The organism is Thermoanaerobacterium calidifontis (assembly GCF_055381745.1).
The window spans coordinates 1518711-1543362 of sequence record NZ_AP042436.1 but is presented as its reverse complement, the minus strand read 5'-3'; the positions used below and the strand labels follow the sequence as shown (position 1 = coordinate 1543362).

At 33.2% G+C, this 24652-nt stretch carries 33 protein-coding genes; 32 read left to right on the top strand and 1 reads right to left on the bottom strand.

The window, feature by feature from the left end:
* Nucleotides 1–284: 284 nt before the first annotated feature.
* Nucleotides 285–818, bottom strand: coding sequence for a hypothetical protein (locus ACZ42G_RS08065; RefSeq protein ID WP_464850020.1), 534 nt, complete (start codon nt 816–818; stop codon nt 285–287).
* An 87-nt stretch (nt 819–905) separates the two neighbouring features.
* Here ACZ42G_RS08065 and ACZ42G_RS08060 point away from each other — a divergent pair, with 87 nt between their 5' ends.
* The 32 genes from ACZ42G_RS08060 (at nt 906) to ACZ42G_RS07905 (ending at nt 24578) form a co-directional block, all read left to right on the top strand.
* Entirely contained in the window at nt 906–1169 is a 264-nt protein-coding gene (locus ACZ42G_RS08060; RefSeq protein ID WP_464850019.1) for a DUF433 domain-containing protein, read from the top strand.
* Nucleotides 1170–1193: 24 nt separating this feature from the next.
* Nucleotides 1194–1343 carry a hypothetical protein gene (locus ACZ42G_RS08055; RefSeq protein ID WP_464850018.1) on the top strand — a complete coding sequence of 50 codons (150 nt, stop codon included), beginning with the start codon at nt 1194–1196 and terminating at the stop codon, nt 1341–1343.
* 102 nt (nt 1344–1445) lie between these two features.
* A complete protein-coding gene (gene nusG, locus ACZ42G_RS08050; protein WP_464850017.1) occupies nt 1446–1970 on the top strand; it encodes a transcription termination/antitermination protein NusG in 525 nt (174 codons plus the stop codon).
* Between the two features lie 49 nt (nt 1971–2019).
* Entirely contained in the window at nt 2020–2835 is an 816-nt protein-coding gene (locus ACZ42G_RS08045) for an HNH endonuclease (protein ID WP_464850016.1), read from the top strand.
* Between the two features lies 1 nt (nt 2836).
* Nucleotides 2837–3046, top strand: coding sequence for a hypothetical protein (locus ACZ42G_RS08040; RefSeq protein ID WP_464850015.1), 210 nt, complete (start codon nt 2837–2839; stop codon nt 3044–3046).
* An 11-nt stretch (nt 3047–3057) separates the two neighbouring features.
* Nucleotides 3058–3693 (top strand): hypothetical protein, encoded by a 636-nt coding sequence (locus ACZ42G_RS08035; RefSeq protein ID WP_464850014.1) that lies wholly within the window; start codon nt 3058–3060, stop codon nt 3691–3693.
* Between the two features lie 20 nt (nt 3694–3713).
* The gene (gene recD2 / locus ACZ42G_RS08030) at nt 3714–5822 is read left to right on the top strand and encodes an SF1B family DNA helicase RecD2 (RefSeq protein ID WP_464850013.1); all 2109 of its coding nucleotides are present in this window, start codon (nt 3714–3716) and stop codon (nt 5820–5822) included.
* A 13-nt stretch (nt 5823–5835) separates the two neighbouring features.
* Nucleotides 5836–6363 carry a hypothetical protein gene (locus ACZ42G_RS08025; protein WP_464850011.1) on the top strand — a complete coding sequence of 176 codons (528 nt, stop codon included), beginning with the start codon at nt 5836–5838 and terminating at the stop codon, nt 6361–6363.
* Nucleotides 6364–6840: a hypothetical protein gene (locus tag ACZ42G_RS08020; RefSeq protein ID WP_464850010.1), complete on the top strand. Its 477-nt coding sequence runs from the start codon at nt 6364–6366 to the stop codon at nt 6838–6840.
* A gap of 119 nt (nt 6841–6959) precedes the next feature.
* Nucleotides 6960–7367 carry a hypothetical protein gene (locus ACZ42G_RS08015; RefSeq protein ID WP_464850009.1) on the top strand — a complete coding sequence of 136 codons (408 nt, stop codon included), beginning with the start codon at nt 6960–6962 and terminating at the stop codon, nt 7365–7367.
* 13 nt (nt 7368–7380) lie between these two features.
* On the top strand, nt 7381–7548 hold the full coding sequence (locus ACZ42G_RS08010) for a hypothetical protein (protein WP_464850008.1): 168 nt from the start codon (nt 7381–7383) through the stop codon (nt 7546–7548).
* 26 nt (nt 7549–7574) lie between these two features.
* Nucleotides 7575–7733: a hypothetical protein gene (locus ACZ42G_RS08005; RefSeq protein WP_464850007.1), complete on the top strand. Its 159-nt coding sequence runs from the start codon at nt 7575–7577 to the stop codon at nt 7731–7733.
* Between the two features lie 17 nt (nt 7734–7750).
* Nucleotides 7751–9217 (top strand): single-stranded-DNA-specific exonuclease RecJ, encoded by a 1467-nt coding sequence (locus ACZ42G_RS08000; protein WP_464850005.1) that lies wholly within the window; start codon nt 7751–7753, stop codon nt 9215–9217.
* A gap of 87 nt (nt 9218–9304) precedes the next feature.
* Nucleotides 9305–9712 (top strand): hypothetical protein, encoded by a 408-nt coding sequence (locus ACZ42G_RS07995; RefSeq protein WP_464850003.1) that lies wholly within the window; start codon nt 9305–9307, stop codon nt 9710–9712.
* A gap of 1 nt (nt 9713) precedes the next feature.
* Entirely contained in the window at nt 9714–10166 is a 453-nt protein-coding gene (locus ACZ42G_RS07990) for a Holliday junction resolvase RecU (protein ID WP_464850001.1), read from the top strand.
* Between the two features lie 13 nt (nt 10167–10179).
* Nucleotides 10180–10572, top strand: coding sequence for a hypothetical protein (locus tag ACZ42G_RS07985; RefSeq protein WP_464850000.1), 393 nt, complete (start codon nt 10180–10182; stop codon nt 10570–10572).
* Nucleotides 10573–10666: 94 nt separating this feature from the next.
* Nucleotides 10667–11236, top strand: coding sequence for a hypothetical protein (locus ACZ42G_RS07980; RefSeq protein WP_464849998.1), 570 nt, complete (start codon nt 10667–10669; stop codon nt 11234–11236).
* A 60-nt stretch (nt 11237–11296) separates the two neighbouring features.
* Nucleotides 11297–12085 carry a sigma-70 family RNA polymerase sigma factor gene (locus ACZ42G_RS07975; protein ID WP_464849996.1) on the top strand — a complete coding sequence of 263 codons (789 nt, stop codon included), beginning with the start codon at nt 11297–11299 and terminating at the stop codon, nt 12083–12085.
* Between the two features lie 294 nt (nt 12086–12379).
* Nucleotides 12380–12616 (top strand): hypothetical protein, encoded by a 237-nt coding sequence (locus ACZ42G_RS07970; protein WP_464849995.1) that lies wholly within the window; start codon nt 12380–12382, stop codon nt 12614–12616.
* Nucleotides 12616–12783 carry a hypothetical protein gene (locus ACZ42G_RS07965; RefSeq protein WP_464849994.1) on the top strand — a complete coding sequence of 56 codons (168 nt, stop codon included), beginning with the start codon at nt 12616–12618 and terminating at the stop codon, nt 12781–12783. The genes ACZ42G_RS07970 and ACZ42G_RS07965 overlap by 1 nt, the downstream gene beginning before the upstream one ends.
* A complete protein-coding gene (locus ACZ42G_RS07960; protein ID WP_464849993.1) occupies nt 12780–14405 on the top strand; it encodes a transglycosylase domain-containing protein in 1626 nt (541 codons plus the stop codon). Before ACZ42G_RS07965 ends, ACZ42G_RS07960 begins: the two co-directional genes overlap by 4 nt.
* 57 nt (nt 14406–14462) lie before the next feature.
* Entirely contained in the window at nt 14463–14795 is a 333-nt protein-coding gene (locus ACZ42G_RS07955) for a hypothetical protein (RefSeq protein ID WP_464849991.1), read from the top strand.
* A 139-nt stretch (nt 14796–14934) separates the two neighbouring features.
* Nucleotides 14935–15225, top strand: coding sequence for a hypothetical protein (locus ACZ42G_RS07950; RefSeq protein WP_464849990.1), 291 nt, complete (start codon nt 14935–14937; stop codon nt 15223–15225).
* Between the two features lie 16 nt (nt 15226–15241).
* Nucleotides 15242–15616, top strand: coding sequence for a hypothetical protein (locus tag ACZ42G_RS07945; RefSeq protein ID WP_464849988.1), 375 nt, complete (start codon nt 15242–15244; stop codon nt 15614–15616).
* A 48-nt stretch (nt 15617–15664) separates the two neighbouring features.
* Nucleotides 15665–15952, top strand: a complete 288-nt coding sequence (locus ACZ42G_RS07940) for a PrgI family protein (RefSeq protein WP_464849986.1) — start codon at nt 15665–15667, stop codon at nt 15950–15952.
* Nucleotides 15953–15956: 4 nt separating this feature from the next.
* Nucleotides 15957–16721: a hypothetical protein gene (locus tag ACZ42G_RS07935; RefSeq protein ID WP_464849984.1), complete on the top strand. Its 765-nt coding sequence runs from the start codon at nt 15957–15959 to the stop codon at nt 16719–16721.
* The gene (locus ACZ42G_RS07930) at nt 16693–18522 is read left to right on the top strand and encodes a VirB4 family type IV secretion system protein (RefSeq protein ID WP_464849982.1); all 1830 of its coding nucleotides are present in this window, start codon (nt 16693–16695) and stop codon (nt 18520–18522) included. Before ACZ42G_RS07935 ends, ACZ42G_RS07930 begins: the two co-directional genes overlap by 29 nt.
* Nucleotides 18523–18596: 74 nt before the next feature.
* A complete protein-coding gene (locus ACZ42G_RS07925; protein ID WP_464849981.1) occupies nt 18597–19184 on the top strand; it encodes a hypothetical protein in 588 nt (195 codons plus the stop codon).
* Between the two features lie 29 nt (nt 19185–19213).
* Entirely contained in the window at nt 19214–21199 is a 1986-nt protein-coding gene (locus ACZ42G_RS07920; RefSeq protein WP_464849979.1) for a hypothetical protein, read from the top strand.
* A 40-nt stretch (nt 21200–21239) separates the two neighbouring features.
* On the top strand, nt 21240–22946 hold the full coding sequence (locus ACZ42G_RS07915; protein ID WP_464849978.1) for a peptidoglycan DD-metalloendopeptidase family protein: 1707 nt from the start codon (nt 21240–21242) through the stop codon (nt 22944–22946).
* Between the two features lie 46 nt (nt 22947–22992).
* Nucleotides 22993–23304, top strand: coding sequence for a hypothetical protein (locus ACZ42G_RS07910; protein WP_464849977.1), 312 nt, complete (start codon nt 22993–22995; stop codon nt 23302–23304).
* Between the two features lie 203 nt (nt 23305–23507).
* Nucleotides 23508–24578 (top strand): RNA-guided endonuclease InsQ/TnpB family protein, encoded by a 1071-nt coding sequence (locus ACZ42G_RS07905; protein WP_464849975.1) that lies wholly within the window; start codon nt 23508–23510, stop codon nt 24576–24578.
* Nucleotides 24579–24652 lie beyond the last annotated feature (74 nt).

The following is a 24652-nucleotide window of genomic DNA, read 5'->3' as shown; positions in this document are numbered from 1 at the left end:
AATGTTCTAAGGAGTGATTTAAATGAATAAAGGTTTATTGATACAAAACTTAAAGGATTACTTGATAAATTTTTGGAGTTATCCTGACATAAAAAAATTTTCTAGTAAGAAATATGGCAAATATACTTTTTGTGTGTTTAATAGTATACGAAAAGGAATGGCAATAACATATTCTTCAATTCTGTGTTGGTTGATATTTTTAGTTACAAAGAGCTATAAAATTTCAATAATTGTAGCATTAATATTTGGTTGTTTTTATTATTTTTTATGGGAAATAAATATAATTAAGAATTTTTAAATAAGTCTTTAAATATTTCTTCATAATTTAAAGGTAGAACGAGATATCTTAACATGTCAAAAATAAAAGTCAGAAAAGAAAATATGGAAAGAATAAAAAAAAGTAATGTTATATTTGTGGAATTGCAAAATATATTTTTAATTCGTATTAAATCTTTGATTGAATAAGTATATTTAAAAACAAAAAAATAACCTATTGTTATCCACATATAGCTGTAAGAAAGTCTAAATTTTTCAAAGGATCCCATAAGATAAATATCATTATCCCTGTTTGGGAAAATAGAAATTAAACCTAAAAATATAAAAATAATAAATTCCATGTTTCCAAATATAAATAAAAATACTGCAACAAATTTTAAAATAGAGGGTACTGGAGAGAAATAGTGTAAAAGCATTTTTATAAATGTGTTAAATATCGAATTATAAAAATATTTTACAATTAAAAGTACTGTTAGGACAGTTGACAAAAAATAAGCAAATTTGTAAGGATTTTTTGAAAATTTCTCTAAAATTGTTTCCATATTGCTTGAAACCTCCTTATATAGAATATATCGAAGACTTTTTTATAAACTTTATTTTTTTTAAACAAAAAGAAAGGGATGAAAAACATGGGAAAAGAATATTTCATTAAAAGTTACCTTAAGTCAGTAGCAAAAAGGCATAAAGGAATAGTTGTAGACAGTGATATACTTGCAGGTATGCCAACTATAAGTGGCAGGAGAATGCCTGTTTCATTAATATTGTCATGTATGAAAGATAATATGTCAATTGAGGAGATATGCAGTGAATATACGTTGTCTGAAGAAGATATCAAAAATGCCTTAGATTTCGCTGTTGATCTGTTGGACTATCCATATCAGACTGAATATTAAGTTTTAAAAAAGAGGTGAGAAGTTGTGGAAATAGTCATAGATGGCGTAGTAGATACGAGAGACAATCCTATGAGTGGCGATGATTTTCTTGATAAGTTTATCGAGTGGATAGAAGAAAATCATTGGTATTTTGGCGGTACTGTAGGAGAATATAATGAGAACGAAGGAAATTAAAAAAAACAAATTAATGGAAAGAGACTGTAAAAAAACAGTCTTTTTTTGTGCTTAAAAAGCAAAAAACATTCAATTTAAAAGAAAGAGAAAGGATTGAAAAATATGATAACAGAAACGAAAGAGAAGCCAAAATGGTATGCAGTACAGACACTGACAAACCATGAAAATAAAGTAAAGCAAAAAATAGATATGATAATTCAAAATGGCACTTATAAAAATTTAATATTGCGTGCTGAAGTTCCTACGCAAAAAGAGACAGTCAGACAAAATGGAAAAATAAAAGAGATTGAAAAAAAGATATTACCTAGTTATGTACTTGTAAAGATGGTTATGACACGTGACACATGGTACGTAATAAGGAATATTAAAGGCGTTGTGGGCTATGTAGGACCAGACAGGCAGCCTGTTCCTCTTTCAAACGAGGAATTAAGGCGTATTTTTATATATGACATTGATAATTATGGTTTCAACGTGAATGATAATGTGCTTGTGAAAGATGGACCTTTTGCAGGCTGCATAGGAACTGTTAAAGAGCTTAATAAAAATGGTGTAAGTGTTTACTTAACAATGTTTGACAGAGAAACAAAAGTAGACTTCAATTACGAACAGTTAGAAAAAATTAGTTAATAGTAAATCTATATATTGACAAAATATATAAATAGATTTACTATATTGTGTGAAGGTGATTTTGATGGGAGATGTGATTTCTTTACAAAAGTCAGAACGTATAATTGATAATTCTGCCATTCAAGAAACTAGAAAAGATTATTGCGAGTATTGCGGAAAGCCTTGCAAAACACATGTGCACCACATTAAGACACGTGGTGCCGGCGGTGATGACATAAAGGAAAATTTGATTAGCCTTTGTCCTGAATGTCACTCAAAAGTTCATGCAGGTAATATAGACAAATACGAGCTTGTTAATATAGTTTCAATAAGAGAGCAAAAAACGCCTGAAGAAATATGCAGGATAATAAAACTTCCAATACCAAATAAATTTCCTGAACATGAAAATACAAATGAACCTTCTTTGGAGGAACTTATACAAGCATATATAAGTCTAGAAGAACAAGAAATGGACTGTCGCTGGGAAAAAGGACGTATAGCAGACGTACTTTTAAAAAACAATGTTAAGGCGACTTGGATTTCAAGCCAGACAGGTGACAGTCCAGCACAGATAAGAGAGCTTGCTAAAGTATACAGAGCTTTTCCAGACGAGAGCCTAAGAATACCGACATTGTCATGGTTTCATCATAGAATTGCTGCTAATACAGATAATCCGCAGAAATGGATTGAGTATGCAGCAAGTCATGAGTTAAGTACACGAGAGCTTAATAAGGCTATAAAAGAAGCCCAAAAACAGCCTTTGACGGAAGAAGATAAGCTTAAAGAAAAAGCAGAAAAAATTGTTAAGGCATTTGAGGACGTGCAAAAGAAAGATGCAGAGCTTGGAAGGTGGATTTTGGAGGAAATTAAAAAGAGGTGTGACTAACATGGAAGAAAGAGAGATTTTAAAAAAGATATTAGGCTTGGTTAATGCAGGACATACAGTATCTTTTGAGGAAGATTTAGGCGGAAATACAATAACAATATATTTAGATGATATGCATACGCATTGTGGTGTGCCTGATGGCGATTTTGATCTATTAATTAAGAGTTTATATGACCTATTGATCAACAACCGTGGACTTTCATGGGCGTAGAGGTGTGTAATATGAAGAATGATAAGTCAATTTATACTTTGATAGTTCCTTGTAACGGTGAGGAACATCAAATAAGTTTAACAAAAGAAGGAAAGTTGAAAATTTTAAATCACACTGACGATGAGATTGAAACTGAATTGGCGTTAGAAAAGCTTGGTGGAGAATTGCCAGAGTGTCTTAAAATACAAAAAGCTTGGAATAATAACTCTTATTATTTAGAACAACGTGATGATGATCCTGTTTTAGGCAAGATTATTACATATCTTGATATTGCTAATGCTTCTAGAGGTTTGTTTAAGAAAAAAATGTTAGGCTTAATTGAAATTTTTATAGCAAGTTTTGTGATTTCTGTAGTTATATCTTTGATACAACAAAGATTTGATTTATTTTGGATATATATGTGTGCGTCTACAAATGTAGTTTTTGGATTTTATTATGTTTATCTTCTATTGGATATTTCAGATGTAATTGGAGAATTTTCTGTACCTTTTATTGTTGTAGTAGAATTTCTTTCTTATTTTAGTTCACTGTATGATTTTAAGATAGTTAATGCTGTTATGCTTTTAATTTTTCTGTTTTTATATTTTGTTCCTATTATTGGCAATAAAATATTGCTTGGATTGATAAATGAGATTGAGAAGCCATAATTTTTTAAGAAGGTGATATAATGGAGATTGCCAACGCAGTTATTGACAGAATAATTTATGAAGCAGATAACTTCACAGTAGCGTCTGTAAAAACGTCAAATAACAGGTTTATCGCAACACTCAATCAACGCTGCCGTAAAGGACAGAAAATGAACTTGCATGGCGATTGGGTAGTACATAAAAAATATGGCAGACAATTTAAAGTAATACAGACGGATATACCTGAAAATGTTACAAGTTCGGACATAGAGATATTTTTGCAGAATATCAAAGGAATAGGACCTAAAAGAGCAAAGAAAATAGCCGATACGTTTGGCAGAGATTCAATTGAAATAATCGAAAAAGAACCTGCAAGGCTTAAGGAAATAGGTATACCAGAAAGCACTATAGAGCGGATATACAAAGAAATAGTTGATAACAAAGAATTTAATAAAGTCAAATTATCACTTCTTCCATTAGGCTTGTCGCTAAATACTATTAAAAAAGCTTACGACAAGTATAAAGAAAACACATTAAACATGATAAAAGAAAATCCATATAAAGTAGCTGAAGATGTTTCAGGCATAGGCTTTATAAAGGCTGATGAGATTGCCAAAAAAGTTGGAATTAAATCTGATGATGTTTACAGAATCCAGTCAGGTTTAAAATATTGCTTGTATCAGGCAAGTATACAAGGGCATTTATATCTGCCTATAACGACGCTTTGCAATACAGCGTCTAAACTGCTTGGAATAAGCTATATGAAAGTTTTTAAACAGGCGCAATATTTAGATCGTATTAAAGACGTGTATGATGACAACGGCAATGTATATATTGCGTTTAATTATGCTGAAGAAACATTCATAGCTGAAAAAATTTTAAAAATGTTAAATGCAGGTATAAAAGAAGTAAAAAACATTGATAAATTAATTCAAGAGATTGAATTTAAGAACAACATTAAGTATGCGAACAAGCAAATAGAGGCTATAAAGAAGTCTTTAAGCAGCAATATATCAGTTATAACAGGCGGTCCTGGAACGGGCAAAACAACAATAATAAATGCACTCTTATATATCTTAAAAACAAACAAGTATGACGTTGCACTTGCTTCTCCTACAGGCAAAGCTGCAAAAAGGCTTGAAGAAACCACTGGAGAAGAAGCAAAAACAATCCATAGGCTATTAGAGTGTAAATTTGATGAAAAAATGAAACACGTCAGGTTTGACCGCAATGAGCAAAATCCTCTTGATGAAAATGTGGTGATAATTGATGAAACTTCCATGATAGACAACGATCTTATGTATCATCTTTTGAAAGCTTTAAGAGACAATACAAAATTGATTCTTGTCGGAGACGTAGACCAGCTTCCGTCAGTAGGTGCAGGAAACATCTTAAAAGACATAATAGAGTCTGGAAAAGTGCCTGTAACAAAACTTGATGTCATATTCAGGCAGAAAGAAATGTCCTCAATAATAACAAATTCAAAACTTATCAACGAAGGCAAAATGCCTGAATTTAATAATAAAGACTTTGTATTTTACGACTTAGTAAGTCCTCAACAAATCGTAAAAGAGTTTATTAAGGAACTTAAAAACGGTAAAACACTTGATGATGTGCAGATTTTAACGCCTATGAAAAAGACTGATATAGGTACATTAGAATTAAACAGATTAGTGCAGGAAGCAATAAATCCATCACGTCCTGGAAAGGAAGAAATAAAGTACGGAGAAAAATTGTTCAGAGTTGATGACAAAGTCATGCAAACCTCAAACAATCACGAAAAGGGAATTTTTAACGGAGATACAGGCTATATAAGGCGTGCTTATGTAAATGATGACGGTGTCAGGTGTATTGAAGTTGACTTTGATGGACGTAATATAGAGCTTATTGAGGAAGAATTAAAAGACATAATGTTAGCCTATGCAATTACCGTCCATAAAGCACAAGGCAGTGAATATGACACTGTTATAATGCCAGTAACGACCAGTCATTATATTATGCTTAAACGTAATTTGATTTATACAGGTGTTACACGTGCAAAAAAGACAGTTAAGATTTTTGGTGATAAAAAGGCAGTAAACATTGCAGTACGTACAATAGACTCATCAAAGCGTTATACAGGCTTGAAAGAAAGGTTGATAGAAGGTTAGGAGGAATTCTAATATGATTATTTTTGCAGTAGCATTAGCAATTTATCTTGTATGTTTAGTTTTGCATTCTTTATTTCATGGTGAGAAATATAAAGTTGTTGTAGAAATTATATGTGCAATTGCACTTTTAATATCATTTGCAGCAATAGTAATTTCTATGTTTTTATCATTTGTTTTGCCTTATAAGTATGAAACGAAAGTTGTGAGCGTTAAACCTATATATTCGGTGGAAGATGTTAACAGTATTAATGGTAAATTTGTAATAGGTACAGGCAGTGTTGATCAGGACATAGTGTATTATTATTACGTTCAGGAAAAGGAAGGACTTAAATTAGAACATGTTAATAGTAATGATGCGTATATAGTAGAGTCTAATAAAAAGCCTGTGATTGAAACTATTGTTGAAAAACCAGTCTATACTAAACCTTGGATAGAAGAAATTATCGGAATATCGCCTATACAGTCATCTGTGACCTATTATAAGCTTTTCGTTCCTAGAAATACAATTAAAAAAGTATTTGATCTCCAGATAAGAAATTGAGTGAAAAGGGTGAACTTTATCATGCTTAAAAAGAATATTTTTAATAACGAAAGAGGATTTCTTGTTCCTGAACTTTTATTTCTTGTTTCTGTCTTTCTTATAATTTTTTTAGGTATATCATCTTTTTTATCAAATACAGCAAAGTCAGAAGAAACAAAAAGTATTACTGGTAGCTATTCATTGGTAAGTGTAGACAATTATTATGTAGGAAGGCAGATTGTTGATGGTAAAGCTTATTATATTTATCAAATATCAACAGGCGACGGTAAAAGTAAAATAATAAAAAGCAAAATTGACTCAACGTTTATTGTCAAAGATAATCACCCTTATGTCGATATTCACAAAGATACATATGTTGTTCATTTGCCTGATCCTGATAAGATTAAAGATTATGGTTCAATAACAACACAAAAACAAGACAATACAATTTTCATTCCTTGGTTCATCTATTCAGGACATTCAGGATACGAAGATTAATAATTAGTGAAAATTAGAATTTTTGATAATAGTCCTTTTAGGTTTGGTTCTTTTTACTGGTGTTGGAATTATAGCGACATATGTAGGTATACGTTAATGTGAGTAAAGGAGGAATTAAAGTGATGCCTATTCTTATTAAAACTGAAAAGTTTGTATTATATTCTTTGATATTTTTGTTTTTGAGTTTTTGGATTGCAATGATTTGTTGGTTAGCTGTTGATATTAATCATGAACGTAATTCTGATATTACAAAGACTTTAAATTCTTTGCAATGGCAAATAAATAAAGATATTAATTATATACACATCGTCGAAAAAGCACCAGAACAAGATAATCAAAGGTATATTACAATAGCTTTCCAAAATCAAGGTCAACTTCAAATAATTTCAACATATGCTAAAATCAATATAACAAAAGGTAATCAGGCTTATATAAAATATAAATATTTGCCTAAAGATCGTGAATATCTGGGAAAAGGATATTATGATGTCCAAATCTTTGTTCCTAAAAATTATCAATTCCGATAAGGAGGAATTCTTTATGAACCAAAACGATGATGATATAGTTATATATTTTTTAATTGCCTTCTTTTTTGTCGTGTTTTCAATAATATGTTTAGAATCTTTTCCTCCTCTTATAGCAATTATTGTGATATTGATAGGATTGATTTGCTTAATAAATGATATTAGAAATAACAAAAAGAAGTGAATATCTGTGAAAAAGGAGATGATAAAATGCAGGTAGAAATGGAATTTGAAAAAGGACGTAAGGTTAAAGGAGAACTTTTAAAAGAATACGAACATTTCTATTTGATCCAACTTCCTAAATATCGTACAACAGTATCTAAATCAGATATTTTGTGCGGTTTTGCAAAAATTAATTTTCTGCATTAATAGGAGATGATAAATATATGCTTTGGCAGTATAATTCCAATACAAAAGTAGAACTTAATAGGACGTATCCAGTACAGCCTAATAACATGCCTATTAATGATTTAGTACAGGCAATATTAAGCTTTGATAAGGTCGCAATATTCGGTGACTATGACGTAGATGGTATATGTTCGTCTTTAATACTGAAAAAGGCTTTAGACAGGCTTGGTATAAAAAATATAATACGCCTTCCAGAGCGTTCAGAAGGCTACGGATTAAAGCCAGAACATATTCATGAACTTAAACAGAAAGGCTTTGATACCATTATAACAGTAGATAACGGTATAACAGCGTTTGATGCAGCAGAGGAAGCAGAAAAGCTTGGTGTTAAATTGATAGTAACAGATCATCACGAACCTAAAAATGTACTGCCAAAAGCATATAAAATATTTGATCCAAAACTATATCATGATGCATATAAAGACTATGCAGGTGCTGGTGTAGCATTTTTGATTGCACGAGAGTTATTAAAGGTAAAAGATGTACCTGTTACGGTTGATATGATTGAATTGGCAGGACTTGCTACTGTTGCGGATGTAGTACCGCTGGATTCAAACAACTGGTATATTGCACGTAAAGGACTTGAGTACATAAGAAAAAGTCCTGTTAAAGGCATTAAAGAAATTTTAAGGATTGCAGATAGAAAGCCTGAAGAAGTCAATGGATTTGATTTAGGCTGGATAATAGCACCTCGTATTAATGCCTGTGGACGGTTAAAAAGTCCTGTATTAGGCTTAAATTTGCTTTTAAATGGTACTGGTGTTGAAACTGTTGAAAGCCTTAATCAGGAACGATTAAAGCTTGTTAAAGAATATATTGAGCATATTAAGGACAATAATAACAAATTTTTGATGTACATATTTAAGAATTGTCCTAAAGGCATAATAGGGCTTATTGCTGGACGTGTTGCAGAGATGTTTCAAAAACCTGTATTGATAGGTACATTGCAATACGAACAGGTAACAGCGTCGGTAAGAACATATGGAGAATTTGATTTATTGCAGGCATTTGAATATGCGTCAAAACATCTTGATGTAGTGTACGGCGGACATAAGGCTGCCTGCGGAGTTTCTTTCAATATAAGAGATGCTAAAAGGCTTCAGGAAACCTTAAATAGGTACATTGAAGCAAATCCAATAGAGCAGGAAATTAACCTGCTTGATGGTGTACTTCTAAAAAAGCCTGCTTTAGAAGAAATACAGAACTTTGATAATTTTGAGCCTTTTGGATACAAAAACCCTGAACCTGCATTTTTAATTGACGGAACTGTTACGGACATTAAAGAAACTATGAAATGGCGTATGTTAACTGTTAACGATGAGTTTAATGTGTTTGTTAATGAGACTTATAATACAGGCGACAATGTAAAACTTATTGTGAGACCTTATATAAACGGTAATTATATAAGTTTTAAAGTGCTTGATGAAAAGCCTGAAATTGTCTAATAGTGAGACTGATAATGAGACTGCAAAAAGCAGTCTTTTTTTGTCTTAATAAAAGGTAATGATGACTTAAGGAAGGAGTAATGCTTATTGATTAATTATTTAATTTTGATTTTTGCGTTATTGTTCTTCAATAAGAAAACATATGGCATGTATGAGGAATATATTAAACCTTTGATTTTTGGTGTTGTATTAGCTTGTTTTGCTATTAATAAGCCTGTTGTTGTACAGTTGCAGATACTTTCATTAGGCTTCTTTGTATTTTATTTTGTTTTGGATTTTGTGTTTGAATTTGTCTTTAATTTAAAAGCGAAGAAATTCGTTAACAAGGATATAGAAATACCTTGCGATATACATAGATCGGAACGTGTGGCTATTGTTGTTGATGATATGCCGTTTTTTGTTGAAGCGTTGAGTGACCTGAAAGAAGGCGAAACTGCTAAAGTGGTTAAGTATAAAGACTATGTATTATACGTTGATAAGATTGGAGGGCAATGATATGCAAAAAGGTGGTGCGTTAGAAGAATTAATCGAAAATATAGGAACACAGTTAAGGATACTTGGACAAGGTGTTTTGCTAAAACAAAATGTCTTATGGGTAACGTATGGCAATAGGACGTTTCCTAAAAAAGGTGCGCCTGTTGATTTTTTAGGCGTTGTAAAAGGCATACCTGTTGCAATAGAGTGCAAAGAAACAGTATCAGACAGGATACAGTTTTCTGAAACACACTTCTCGAGCAAAGAGAAAGCTTTTCTGTCAGACTTTGAGAAAGCTGGCGGAAAGGCTTTTATAATTTTCGCTTTTTGGAAGTCTAATGGACTGTATATTGTTAAACATGCTGATTTTGAGGAATATAACAAGCAATCAATAACTGAAAAAGTTTGTAAGATGCTTGGTAAAAAGCTTAACATGAACGTCAATGATTTTGTTGAGTTTGTTAAAAGTGCGTGAAAGGAGAATAGATATGGGGAAAATATCAATAGAATTAAAAAACGCAAAAATAATATTAAAAGCAGATATTGCAAAACAAGGTATTTTGGTGCTAACTAATGACGTAGAAAACATGAAGAATGAAATACATAAACAAAATAATGATGCTGAAATAGTTTCGTTTGATGACAATGATTTGTTTGTGAAGTTATATTCAGATGAAACGAGACCTTTATTTGTTGTTTCGACTGCTGATGAATACAAAAAATGGCAAGTCTTAAAGTTTCCTGTAATTATATCTGATATTGAAAATGTTGATGCTGTTTTAGAAATGGATTGGAACGTTACTTATGAATTTGATGGACTTAAAGTTAAATTTAATACAGTTTTTGACAGAAACGATAATAAAGCTCTTATATTAATTTAATTTTTTGTATAAGGAATTTTTGCTTATTTGATAGCCATTTTTTCTCCAAAAAGGTTCCGCTCTTTCATGAATTTAAAGTGGGAGATGAAAAGATATGAAAAGCTATGAATTAAATGAAAAAGAGCAAGAAAAGTTGATGCAACAAGAATTTGCAATCATACTTAACAATCAAAAAATAAGATTAACATTTGATGTGGCACGGTATGGCGTGTTGGTACTGACAAAAGAAGATAAAATTGATAAATTAATGGAAGAAACAAAAGAGCAGATTCAGAATATTCCAGCAGTGATATGCAAAAGAAATTATTTTTATGTTGGCAGCGAAAAAATAAAAATAAAAAATCCTCCTGTGTTATATAATGTGCTGAATACAAAACTGGCAGGACCATTTGTACTGTTGTGGTACAGAGAAAAACAATTTTTTGATTTGAGATCGAGTTCAAGAGTACATCCGTATGCTATTTTTACTTTTGATGTACCTAAAAAGGATTTGATTCAAGATAGATATAAAATAATGTTAGTTGATAAGGAAGTTTTTACTGTTGATTTGTATAAACAATGTTCTGATTTTGATGTTTTGATTAAAGGACGAAATGTCAAAGAGTTTTCTGGTATCAGTTTAGAAAACAATCCTTTTTGTGTAAATTCATTTATTTTGTTTTGACAGGCTTAAAGTCTGTCTTTTTTGTGTGTGTAAAATTCATTGCAGGAGGGAATAAAAAGTATGAGCAAAGTACTGACACGTAAAGAAGAAATTGAGCTTTTCAGAAAACTGCGTAATGGTGATAATACTGCAAAAGACATATTGGTAGAACATAATATAAGACTTGTGCAGAAAGTAGCAAGTAAATTATCAAAGCCTGGATTTGAGTTTGATGATCTTGTTCAGGAAGGCTTGATAGGTTTGCTTATTGCTATAGATAAATTTGATTATACAAGAGGTTATAAGTTTTCTACATATTCAGTGTGGTATATAAGACAAAGAATACAGCGTTATATGAAAAACACATCTAAAAGCGTAAGGCTTCCAATCCACATTCAAGAAAAGATAAATAAAGTGCTTTCAACGTTATATGATCTTGAACAGAAAAATGGCGAAAAGCCTACTGTAAAAGAAATTGCTGATGAAATGAAACTTGATGAAAACACTGTAAGAAAATATTTAAAACTTGCTGAAAGTGTTGTTAGCTTAAATCAGTATGTGGATGATGAAAAATGTGATGCGGAACTTATTGACTTCCTTGTGGATGAAGAAGTTAACATAGAAGATGAAACGATAAATGAGCAGCTTAAACAGGAAATTGATAAAGTGCTTGATGTGTTGCCTGAAAGAGAACGTCTTGTATTAGAAATGCGCTTTGGAATAGGAACTGATCCTATGACTTTAGAGCAGATAGGAGATTTGTTTGGGCTTACAAGAGAGCGTATAAGACAGATAGAAATAAAGGCTTTAAAAAAAATAAGACGTGATAAATCATGCCAAAAGTTAAAAGAGTATTGGCATGAACTATAAAGTACATGATATAAGGACATGTATTAAAAATATGCGGGTTTGTATCCGCTGTGTGAGGACATAGCATTTAGAAGATAGGAAATTGGAAGTTATTACAAGGTATGCGCATACCTTGTCTTGTGGATAAAAAAGGAGTGATGGATTTTGCTGTTAGGTTTTGTGATGGGCTTGTTTGTTGGAAGTTTTCTGGGCGTATTGTTTATGTCTTTATTTTTTATTGCTAAAAATATTTAAGCAGGCTTTAATGCTTGTTTTTTTGTGCCTAAAAAAATTTTTTTAAGGAGGTTTTTATCAATGTTGCATGAAAAATGTGAAGGATGCTTTAAAGCAGAAAAAGGACAATGTACAGTTTTTGTATCGCCTATTTTTCAGTGGAGAGATGGACGGAAATGTTTTGGATATGTTAATGATCCAGCAGTTATGTTAAAAATGTATGAAGATATGTACAAGTACAATTTAGACAGAGGCAATGATGTTTCGCTTATAAAAAGAAACATAGAGCGGTATCAAAAACTTGTAGAACAGGCTTAATGCCTGTTTTTTTATTTGAAGAAGGTGGCATCATGATAAAAATATTAAAATTTATAACAACTTTTATTTTATGTGTATTAATTTCAGTATTAGTAGGTGCATACTGGGCTTATTCACAATTAAATGTACCTGAATTAGATGTAAATAAATTGCCACAGACTACATGATTTATGATTCACATAATAACCTTGTAGCAGAATTGCATGGTGCACAAAATAGAATTATTGTCGAGCAAATAAACAATAAAAATATAAAAAATGCTGTAATATCCATTGAGGATGAACGGTTTTGGCAAAATAAATATGGTTTTGATTTTAAAAGAATAGCAAGTGCTTTTCTAACTAACTTAAAGCAGAGGAAAATTGTAGAGGGCGGTTCGGGAATTCAGCAACAATTAGTTAAGAATTTGTATCTATCACAGGAAAGAACAATCAAAAGGAAAATAATAGAAGCCTTATATACATTAAAGCTCAATCAATATTCTAAAGAGCAGATATTAAATGCTTATCTAGACACAGTATACTTCGGTGAAGGTGCATACGGCGTTGAAGCAGCTGCTAATGTCTATTTTGGTAAACATGTGCAACAATTAACTTTATCAGAAAGTGCAGCACTTGCAGGGATAATAAATAATCCAACTGTATATGATCCTTATAAGAATATGAATAAGTGTATAGAACGTAGAAATATAGTTCTCCAAAAAATGTTTGAGCAAGGCTATATAAGCGGACAACAATATCAGGAAGCAGTCAATGAAAAATTAAATCTTTCAAGACTTGATTTGGTAGACTATCCACATAAATACTATATTGATTTTGTTGTCGATGAATTAATTAAAGAATTTGGCGAAAATAAAGTTTTTGCTGGCGGATTAAGAGTATATACAGCGATGAATCCTGCAATTCAACAGGTAGCAGAAAACCAATTTTTGCAACCATATAATTTCCCTAATTCAAACATACAAGCTGCATGTGTAATAGAAGACTCTAATAATAAAATACTTGCAATAGTAGGTGGTCGAGATTTTCCAAAACAGAACAGATGTCTGAACAGAGCATATCAAGTCAAGAGACAGCCTGGATCAGCAATAAAGCCTCTTACAGTATATGCAGCAGCGTTGGAATCAGGTAAGAATGAATATAACGTAGTTAATGATAGTCCAGTTACATTTGGAAATTATACTCCACATAATTATGAAGGCGATTATTGGGGATGGATAACATACAAAGAAGCATTGACATATTCAAGAAATGTTCCAGCGGTAAAAATTGCGAATGAGATTGGTATAAAGAATTGTATAAAGCAGGGTGAAAAATTTGGATTGACGTTCACAAATACGGATTATTATTTGCCAGCTGTTTCATTAGGCGGATTGACTTATGGTGAAACACCACTTGTGATGTGCAATGCTTACACGACAATATTAAAAAATGGCGTGTATATGAAGCCTACAGCAATAATAGAAGTAACTGATTCTCAAGGAAACATAATTTACAAACCTGATAATAAACCTACGCAGGCTATATCAGAGCGAACAGCAAGTCAGTTAAAAGATATGTTGTTAAATGTTGTAGAAAGTGGTACTGGTACAAATGCCAAGATACCTGGTATGAATGTGTATGGCAAGACAGGTACAACATCATATTCAAAAGATGCTTGGTTCTGCGGTTTCACAGACAAATATGCTTGTGCAGTTTGGATGGGGTATGATGACGGGAAAAGTATGGGCAATATAGTAGGTGGAACATATCCTGCAAGACTATGGAGAAATATAATGAGTTGTGTTTGACAGGCTTAAGTGCCTGCTTTTTTATGACTAAAAATTTTAAAGGAGGTGTAAAAGTATATGCAAAATAATATAAACGTACAAAAATTTTCTAAAGAAATATTTAAAAAATCAAAAGTAAAAAGTGATCCATTCTGGGATAGAGCAGAACAGAACTTGTTAAAAGCACTTGTATTGTACATGGCAACAAAATATTCAGAACGTGAAAGAAATCTGACAAATGTCTATTCATTTTTGGACAGTTTAGATCTAAAACAGATAGATATAATATTTAGAGGTCTTCCTAATGGACATCCTGCAAAGATACCATATAATGTTTATACACAGGCAAGTGATACGATAAAAACAAGTACTTTGATAGGACTTAAAACTAGGTTGCAGATGTCATTATAAAATTTTAGACAATTTTTTATGCAGGCTTAAGTGCCTGTTTTTTTTATGCCTGCAAGGAGGTGAGTTTTTAGGCATTAAATCAGGACTGCTAATGCGAAAGAACAACCTTCCTGAAAAAACTTAAAAAGAAGGTGGTGGCATGACAACAGCAACAGTTACTCCTCAGGAATTTGGCAGTAAAGTAGCACAGGTTATTACACTTCTGGCTCAGACGTTTGGAAATATAATACTTCCATTTGCGTCATTGGCTATGATAGTTTCCATAGTCCTTTTCATCGCTGGCAGTTTGTTTCATTCATCTACAGTGAGGAGGATGGGAATAGCTGGCATAATGTCAGTTGTGTTAGGCGTAATATTGTATTTTTCAATACCTCTGATTTTTGCTTTACTGCGCTCTGTAAGTCAGCCTTTAAATGTTTCTATGCTATAAAAGGAGGTGAAATGCCTTGAATAGATTTATTAAGGGACTTGTGAATGGCTTTAAGTCAACAGCATATACTGCACCTTTAATGGTTTTGCAACCTGTATATGCTGCTGGTGAAACGAGTGTTGATGTATCAAGAAACATTGTTAAAACTGTTGGACAATTCGCAATGCCAATAGGCGCAGCTCTTGTTTTTGTTGGTTTACTATTATCAACAATAAAAATAATTGCAAGTCATGGAAAAGCTCAAAAAAGGTCTGAAGCACTTGAAGGAATAGGATGGCTTGTAGGTGCATCTATAGCATTGGGTTTAATTTCAATGATTTTTGGTGTTATTATATCGCTTTCGGGTATAAGCTCTACAAAGGCAGACGATGCAGCAAGTAGTATTCAATAATTCTAGGGGCTGTGTGTGCAGCCTCCTTTTTTGTTGGAGGTGACAAAGTTGAGAAGTTTTTCTATACCGTTTGAATTTGAACATGAAGAAAAATTGTTTTGGAATATGTCGCAAAGACAGCTTGTATATATGGGTATATTTATTGCAACTTTCTTTCTTTGTATTACTGTGCCTATATTTTCATGGATATTAAGAGCATTAATAGTTTTATTGGTACTTACAGTATGTTCATTATGTGCGTTTTTGAAAGTAGACGGTGTGTACTTTGATAAATTTGTAATGATATATTTTACACACAAATTCCGCAATAAGAAATTTCTGAATGAAAGGAGTTAAGATAGTGTTTGTAGCAATCACAATACTTTTTGGTGTGCTGTCGGTTTTTGTTGTTGTCGGCGGTGTATTTTATATGAGACTTTCTGACAGCCGTTCATCTTTAAGAAGAGCGAGAAAACCAAAACAAAAAACACAAGAATTTGAAATGTCTAAATCTAAAACAGCTAATCTAAAAGACATATGGGAAATTACAGATGTACGTGACGGTGTTATATACATGAAAGGAAACAGATATGCTGCTATTTTAAAGATAGGATCAGTAGATATAAGGCTATTGTCAGATGATGAACAGACAACAATAGAAAATATACTTATAAGGACTGCACTTCCGCTTGCGTCACCTATACAGTTTGTAGTTGCGACTGAAAGAGTAGAAGCAGACAATACAATAAACGATATTATAACTGCCATGAATAATAATGATTATCCTTTAAAAGTAAAAGCATTTGCAAGAGAAACAATAAACTATTTAAACGAACTGATGCAGAACAAAAATATAAACGTGCGGAGCAATTATTTAGTAATAACGTATGAAGGAGAACTTGAAAAAGCATACAGTGAACTTAATAGGCTGTGTCAAATAATGATTAATGAAATGAAGAGCATAAAAATTAAATCGGAAAGACTTTCTTCAAGTGCAATTTTAGATTTGCTGAATTTGTTTATGAATAACAAAACAGTCAAACCATCAGAGATAGTGAATAATGGCGGATTTGAACTGTACGTAGGAGGTGTTTCAGGTGTGGAAGAAGAAACAAGAGAAAATTAAAAATGATGAAATAGAATTAAGCGACAATGTTGCTGATTTGCACGATCTTTTTATTCCAGACGGATTATTGGAAACTAAAGATTATTTATATTTAGGACCTGAAAATTATGTTAGGACATTTGTGGTATCTGTATATCCACGTGAAATATATGTAGGCTGGCTTGACGATCTGTTTTCAATAGAAGGTGTTTCTCTTACGACGTATATTGAGCCTGTGCCTGATGATAAGGTTGCAAAAAATCTTAAGAAGAAACTTGATTCCGTACTTACAGAAATATACTCAAGAGAAAAAAACGGAGATATCACAAATATGCCTGAACTTACAACAATGCGTGATGATCTTTTGTCAGAGCTTACTGCTGTTCAGACTAACCGTGACAAAATGTTTTATATAACAATATTTTTGAGACTTCGTGCAAAAAATGAAGAAGATCTTGAAAATAAGACTTATTTGCTGGAAAGTTTATTGGCACGTAAAGCAACGTATTTAAGAAGCTTGACTTTCAGGCAGATAGAAGGCTTTAAAAGTGTACTTCCTACAGGGAATATATATGTTACTGATTTCAAGAGGAATGTTACTACAGGTGGTGTTGCAGCTATGTTTCCTATTTCAAATCCTGACATGACACATAATGATGGCATTCCTCTCGGAAAAAATCTTTTTACACGTTCACCTGTTTTTATGAATAACTTTGCAGTTCCTGACAGGCTTAACAATCAGCATATTGCAATTTTCGGCATACCTGGTTCTGGCAAGTCGGTGGCACTTAAACATATGTTAGCGCAGTACGTAATACAGGGTAAAAAAGTGGTTGTTGTTGATCCTGAAGGCGAATACAAGAAACTCATAAATGATATGCTTGAAGGTGAATATATAACAATAAAATCAGGAACACCGACAGGAATTAATCTGTTTGATCTGGAAATTGATTTAGACGAATACGGAAGAGAAACAGTTGACCTTATGACAAAAGTTGCAGAAATAAGAGGAATATTAGGTGCAATATCAAGAAACTTCAATGGCAGACCATTAAATGCACTTGAAATTGTTGCTATAGAACAGGCAGTATTGGAACTTTACAATGAACGTGATATAAGAGACGGTGAGCCTGAAAGCTTGTATCAGGAAGGTGGAATACAGGACGGAGATAAGTTTATATTAGGAAAAGTCAAAAAGAGAATGCCGACATTATCAGAATTTCAGGCAAAATTAAGCAAGAAGAAAAACGCACAGGAACTTTCAGAAATACTTATACCTTTCTTAAAAGGCGGTTCAATGGGCTTGTTTGACTGTGAAACATCTATTGATTTAAAATCTCATATAATAGGATTTAATTTTTTTGATATTAAAGACGAATTTACAAAATTTTATGCTACGTATGTGTTACTTTCGTGGATATGGCAGAATTTTGTACAGAGGCAAAGAGACGTTGACAAAATAGTCGCTAACGATGAAACATGGATGTTTGTCAAGTATCCTGAAGCTGCACTTTTTTTGAACGATTTGGCAAGGCGTGGCAGAAAACATCATGCTTCGTTAATTGTTGCAAGCCAATTTATAGACGAATTCCTTTCAAATGAAGAAGGACGTGCAGTTATAAAGTCCTGTGCAACTGTTATGCTTATGCGTCAGCATCCATCAGCAGTGGATCAAGTAACTGAATTCTTCAGCCTGTCAGAAGGAACAAAAAATTTACTTGAAACCTTCAATCCAGGCGAATGTATACTTTCCTTAAACGGCAATGTGACTGCTGTAGCTGTGGAACCTACATCTTATGAATGGCCATACATCACAACATAGTACATCTGAATATTGACAAAATATATAAATAGGTGTACTATTAAGTAAAGTACAACCTATGGAGGTTGATATGTATGGGCGTTATAGCATTGATATTCTTTGTTGAAACTTTCTGGAAACAGATATTGATTGCAATAATATCCGCTGTTGCTATAGAATTTATTTTTCCGTTCTTTTTTAAAGCTCTATTTAGAAGTTTAGGCTTTGTGTTTCTGCCAGTGATAGTTGTACTAGGTAAAGGCACAGACTTGCTTATACAGTGGGGTGTAATATCACCGTCTGTAAACAATGAATTTACTGTAAGATTTATTGTTGTATTAGCCTTGATACTTACGCTTATTTCAACCTTCTTTTTATCTATTGTAAAAGAAGATGAATGGAGTTATGAACTTTCTACAGGTATGTCAATGAACAATGCAATAGGTGTCAATGAAGAAAGGCTTTTACTTCAAGGAAGAATACCTCCTGAACGTCCTGGAGTAACTAAAGAATACATAGAGCAGCTTGCAAACTCTATGGGTTTAACTATAAAAAACAACAAAGTAGAGCCTTTGTCAATGTATGCTCTATCAATACAAGAAAAATTGTTGCCTAGTGGAGAAACTAAACTTAGGAAAACTGGAATAGGATTTGATTATCCTGACAAGACATTTGCTAAATAGCAAGTGTCTTTTTTTATGGAGGTGATTTTTTGAAAAAGGTAATATCAGTACTTCTTGTATTAATGATTTTAATTGTTTATTTAATTCCTTTTACGGCATTTGCATCATCTGAATTTGACAGCATGATAAGCCAGCTTGAAAGCGGAGAAAAAGTTAATATTTCAATAGCGTCTAAAGATGGAAATTATGACAGCATTACAAGTGATGAATACAACAGAATATTAAATGCAGTAAAGAAGTATTCAGTAACAATAAATACGTCAGAATATGATTCCAGCAGCAGCTTGCCTACAATATTAAATTTAGACAATTACATGGTTGAAATAAGCAAAGATCAGGCACAGTCACTTATTAGCGCAACTAAAACAGACAGCACGACTCTTAATCCTAATGATCCTACACCTGAAACAGACACAACACAGACATTGCTTGACAAAATAAATTCTGAAAACGGAAGTGTATTTGAAAAGATTATAGCTGGCGTTATAGCAGATTTTGCAACATCAGTTATGACAGCACTACAAAAGTGGACTGGCATAAAATCACTTAACAGTTTACTTTACAACGACTTTGAAAAACCTAATGATTTGCTGCCTTTAGGAAGCGATCAATGGAATGTTATAAATCAGTGGTTTCCAATTATGACTACATTGTCATATGGACTTGCAATTATACCTTTGTTTACGGCAATATTTAAGACTATGTATGTCTCAATAAATCCTAAAGCAAAAGCAGAAGCAAAAGAAAGTATAATGAGACTCTTTACTTTTGGTATATTTACAGGATTGTCACTGTTATTTATACATGTGCTTTTGTATATTAACAATTCAATTGTATATTTCTTTGCTCAAAATGTTTTACCTACAAAGAGTCCCGACAGCGTTTTAGGAATGAATGGAGTATTGCAGGATGTAAAAACAGGCAGTGCATTAGCAACAGCAATGATAATTGCATTGTTTGTCTATATAAATATAAGGATAAGTATTATGTTTATAATACGTAAATTTATACTTATTACATTTATTATCTTTACACCTATAATGTCTGTACTGTGGGCGATAAATAAAAATATTAATGCTGCCAGTGTGTGGTTTGGCGAGATTGTAACAAATATTTTTATGCAATCTTTTTATGCTTTTGTTTTTCTTGTATTTTTGTCAATAGTTTCTACAGGAAAGTGGTTTGAATGCCTTATATGGGCTTTAACATTGATGCCTTTGGCGGAAGCTTTAAGAAATTCGCTTCAAGGACTTATGACGAGACTTTCAGGTGTTGATGAATATGGTGTAGCTGGTGCAGGCATGACTTTTCTTGGTTTAGGTGCTTTACCTTCGGCAGCAAATACTATTATGAGCCAATTTAAGCCTTCAGCAGCACATCAAGGTGTTGCCAGTGCTATGGCAGCGATGAATAGTAATAGTACAGGCAGTAACAGTGGTGCAGGTATTGTATCAGGAATGGAAGCAGGTACAGCAAGTGCAGCTAATAGTGCAACTGGTACAGTCAATATGAGCAGTACCAGCAGTAATGCAGATACAAACGGAAGTATAAATGTTACAGGTACTTCAGGTCCGTCAGGAGGTGTAATAGGTGAAAGCAAACAAATAGATCCAGTAGCGGCAGGCTATATGTTAGATTCTTTAAATACAGGCAGTAAAACAGGACATTATGCACAGCGTATAGGTTCATTTACAAGAGTTGCAGGTTTGCCAGGCGGAACTGAAGGTATGCGTCAAGTTCAGAATTTAGTAAACAGAGGAAGCCAATTTACAACTTTTACAGCAGGAACTATATCAACAATTGCAAATGCACGTAAATATGCCAAAGAGCAAAATCTTGAAGGCGGTACAAAAGAAGCTTTAATTAAGATGACGGGTGCAAAATCTACAAGAGAAGCAATTTTAAAAACGGCAAGTGTCAATTTTTCAAACGCTTTTTCATCACCTGCAAGAGTACAGCAAAAACTTAATGATTATGGCGTGAATACATCTTTAGACGGAATGAGGTGGAAATAAGGACTTAACAGTCCTTATTTTTTTTAGGTGGTGAGGTTATGTGATTAAAGAAAAAGCAAAAAACTATATTAAAAACAAGGCAAAGAAACATTTATTGAAACTGTTGATGCCTTATTTGGTGCCTGTTATAGTTTTAGGCAGTGTTTTTATAATAATATTTATGCTGACTGGAATAGCTTTTACACAGTTTACAGCAGAAAGGACTGTGGCAGGACTTCATAACAGCGGAGTTGATAAACAATATTACGACATGACAAAAACTATTGTTGATAAAGCAAATGTAGAAGATTTATATTATGCTGAAGATCCTGAAAATCCTAATTGGATAAAAACGGATAAGTTTATGGACGCTTATGGCAGGGATAAACAGCTTGCATTAACTGTAGGTCAGGTACTTTCAGTCGGAATGTATCTAAATGGTGCTGAAGGCAAACAATTAGACAGTAAATTGCTTATATCAATAGCAGAAGCACTCCATCCAACTTTCAGGTACATAGACTATGGAACAACAATAGAATATCAAGTGCCTGTATATGACGATAAGAACAAAACATGGAACATTGAAACTCAAACTGTACACAATCCACTTTATTTGCTGTCTGAAGCAAATACATTACAAGGTGATTTTATATATACCTACGAAAAAACAATTAATACGACTTATCAGTATAATGAACAGGTGAATCAAAAATTAAAGATAACAGAAACAACATGGAAACTTACAGGTATAAAGCTGAATGGAAAACCTTATGAAAGACTGGACGACTATATTAAAAGCAACTTTCATATTTTTAAAGATGAAAGCAATATAAAGTTAGCGAGACAGTCAATTATAGAGTCGGCTCAAGGATATGACAATGAGACAGAAAGAGAACAATGGCTTGCAAATACTGGTTTAGATTATTCAAACTTTGTATCTTCGGCTACAATTCCTCCTGAACTATATAACTTGATAAAACAGTATGCGGATAAATATGGAATACCTGTATGGTTTGTTGCTGCGGTAATAGAGAAGGAGAGCAGTTTTAATTTTATGGCAGTAAACACTTCCAGCGGTGCATTAGGCTTAATGCAGGTTATGCCTGATAACTGGAAATATTATGCGCCTATGCTTGGTTATGATGTGAATGCAGATATGTTTAATCCTGCTGCGCAGCTCGATGTAGGAATTTATTTATTAAAACAGTATTTAGGCAATATAGACTGGAATGGTGACTGGCAGGATGAAACATTGAAAGGTCTTGCAGGTTATGGAGGTTTTGCAGGCAGTGATGCATTAGATAGAGCAAAATCAGAATATGCTTCAATAATATGGTCTTATGCAGAAGGCTTTAAAGAAAGCATGGCAAACGGAGGAATGCTTCCAGTCCAAGGACAGATAACATCTCCGTTCGGATACAGAATTAATCCGATTACAGGACAGCCTGGTGACTTTCATCCTGGCGTAGATATAGCAGTGCCTATAGGAACTCCAGTACAGGCAACTGCAAACGGAAAAATAGTGGTCGCAGGCTGGGTAAGCGGATATGGTAATGTAGTAGTTATACGTGATGCTGTGCATGATTATTTATATGGTCATTTAAGTCAAGTCAATGTGAAGGTTGGTGATATTGTAAAGCAAGGTGACATAATCGGTCTTTCTGGAAATACAGGAAATTCAACTGGACCGCATGTGCATTATGGTGTAAGTATAGGTGACTGGACAGAAGGAAATTGGATTGATCCTTTGTCATTGGTTTCTAATTAGGCACTTAAAAGGTGCCTGTTAAATTTTTTAAAAGTTGGTGATATAGATGTACTGTAAAGACTGCGAGTATTTTGATAACGTAGATTTTGGTAAAGGTTTCTGTCAAAAATATAAAGACAGTATACCGTTTCTTATCGTTAATGCTGATATGAAATGTGTATTGACAAGGACAAAACTTAAATGTAAAAACTGCAAATATTGGAAGCTGGTTAGACAAGGTGATGAGATTGTAGATAGTTTTCATCAAATAGGTATGTGCACATACAAAGGTGCAGCATTTCCTATGTTTGCAGAAGAATTTTGTGGTTTAAATGATATGGAACTAAAGATAGCGGAAAAGGAGAATACAGGCACTTAAAAGGTGCCTGTTTTTTGTATATAAAAACGAAAGGAGAAATGATTTATGGAATATGCAGGTTTTTGGCGTAGGTTTGTAGCTTATTTCATTGATTAAGATTATCCGAAAAGACTCCTACCTACAGAGGTAGGAGATGAATTGGCAAAAGAGAGATCGTGAAATACGGTCTCTCTTTTTTTATGTGCAAAAAGGAGGTGAGAATGATGACACAGATAATAACGATAAAACTGAAATTGTACAAACCTACGCATGAAAAAGAAAAGATGTATCAGTTAATGACTGATAGAGTGACAGCTTTTGCTAATAAGTATATCTCACTGGAGAAAAAGGACAGACCTAAAACATCAAAACAGGCAAAAGCGTACTCTGAACCGCTGCCATCTGCGGTATTAACACAGGCAATAAGAGATATTAATGCGAAGAAAGATCCGAAACATTTCAAAAGATTATGGTGTAACTTCAACAATTGTAATTTTAAGGTAGAGAAGGAGGATGGCAATTGGAAAGTATCATTTCCTACATTGGAGAAAAGAATCGGCGTTCCAATTGAAACAAGCGAAAGACAAAATGAGTATCTTGAGAAACTAATTAATGGTGAAGTGAAGCAAGGCACTGCAATGCTGGTGAAAAGACGTGGCAGATGGTATATACACTTAAGCTTTGAAGTATCCATTGAGGAAGAACCAAAGAAAAAAGAAAAGATAATGGGTATAGACTTAGGACTGATAGACATACTTGTTGCAGAAACTGAAGGACAGACATTGTTTTTCTCTGGAGGCAGACTTGCATATATGCGCAGACACCTTAAGAGCTTACGGAGTAGGCTCATGAAAGCAAGAGCGTATAAGAAACTGAAGGAGTTAGGAGACAAAGAGCATCGGATTGCAACTGACATTAACCATAAGATCAGCAGTGCAGTGATAGACTTTGCAAAGAAACAAGGAGTGACAAAAATTAGAATGGAAGATCTGACAGGTGCGAGATGGGAGATGAAACAAAGAAAGAAACAGAAACAGGACAGTGGCAGAAGTCTCCAAAGCTGGTCTTTCTATCAGTTGCAGGAGTTCATAGAATACAAAGCAACACTTGCAGGAATAGAAGTGGAGTATGTGAATAAAGACAATACGAGTATGATATGCAGTGTATGCGGTTATAAATTCACATCAAGACCGAAAGGCAGAATGTTCAAATGCCCTTCTTGTGGAAGCATAAGACACGTAGATGCTAATGCAGCGAGAAACATAGCGGAAGCAATAAGCGGAATAGCTTCTTGACTGCATGGTAACAGTGCAGTTGCTCTCATGGGTGGGAAACGAACCATGAGAGGCGGGCTGATTGACGCAGCCTA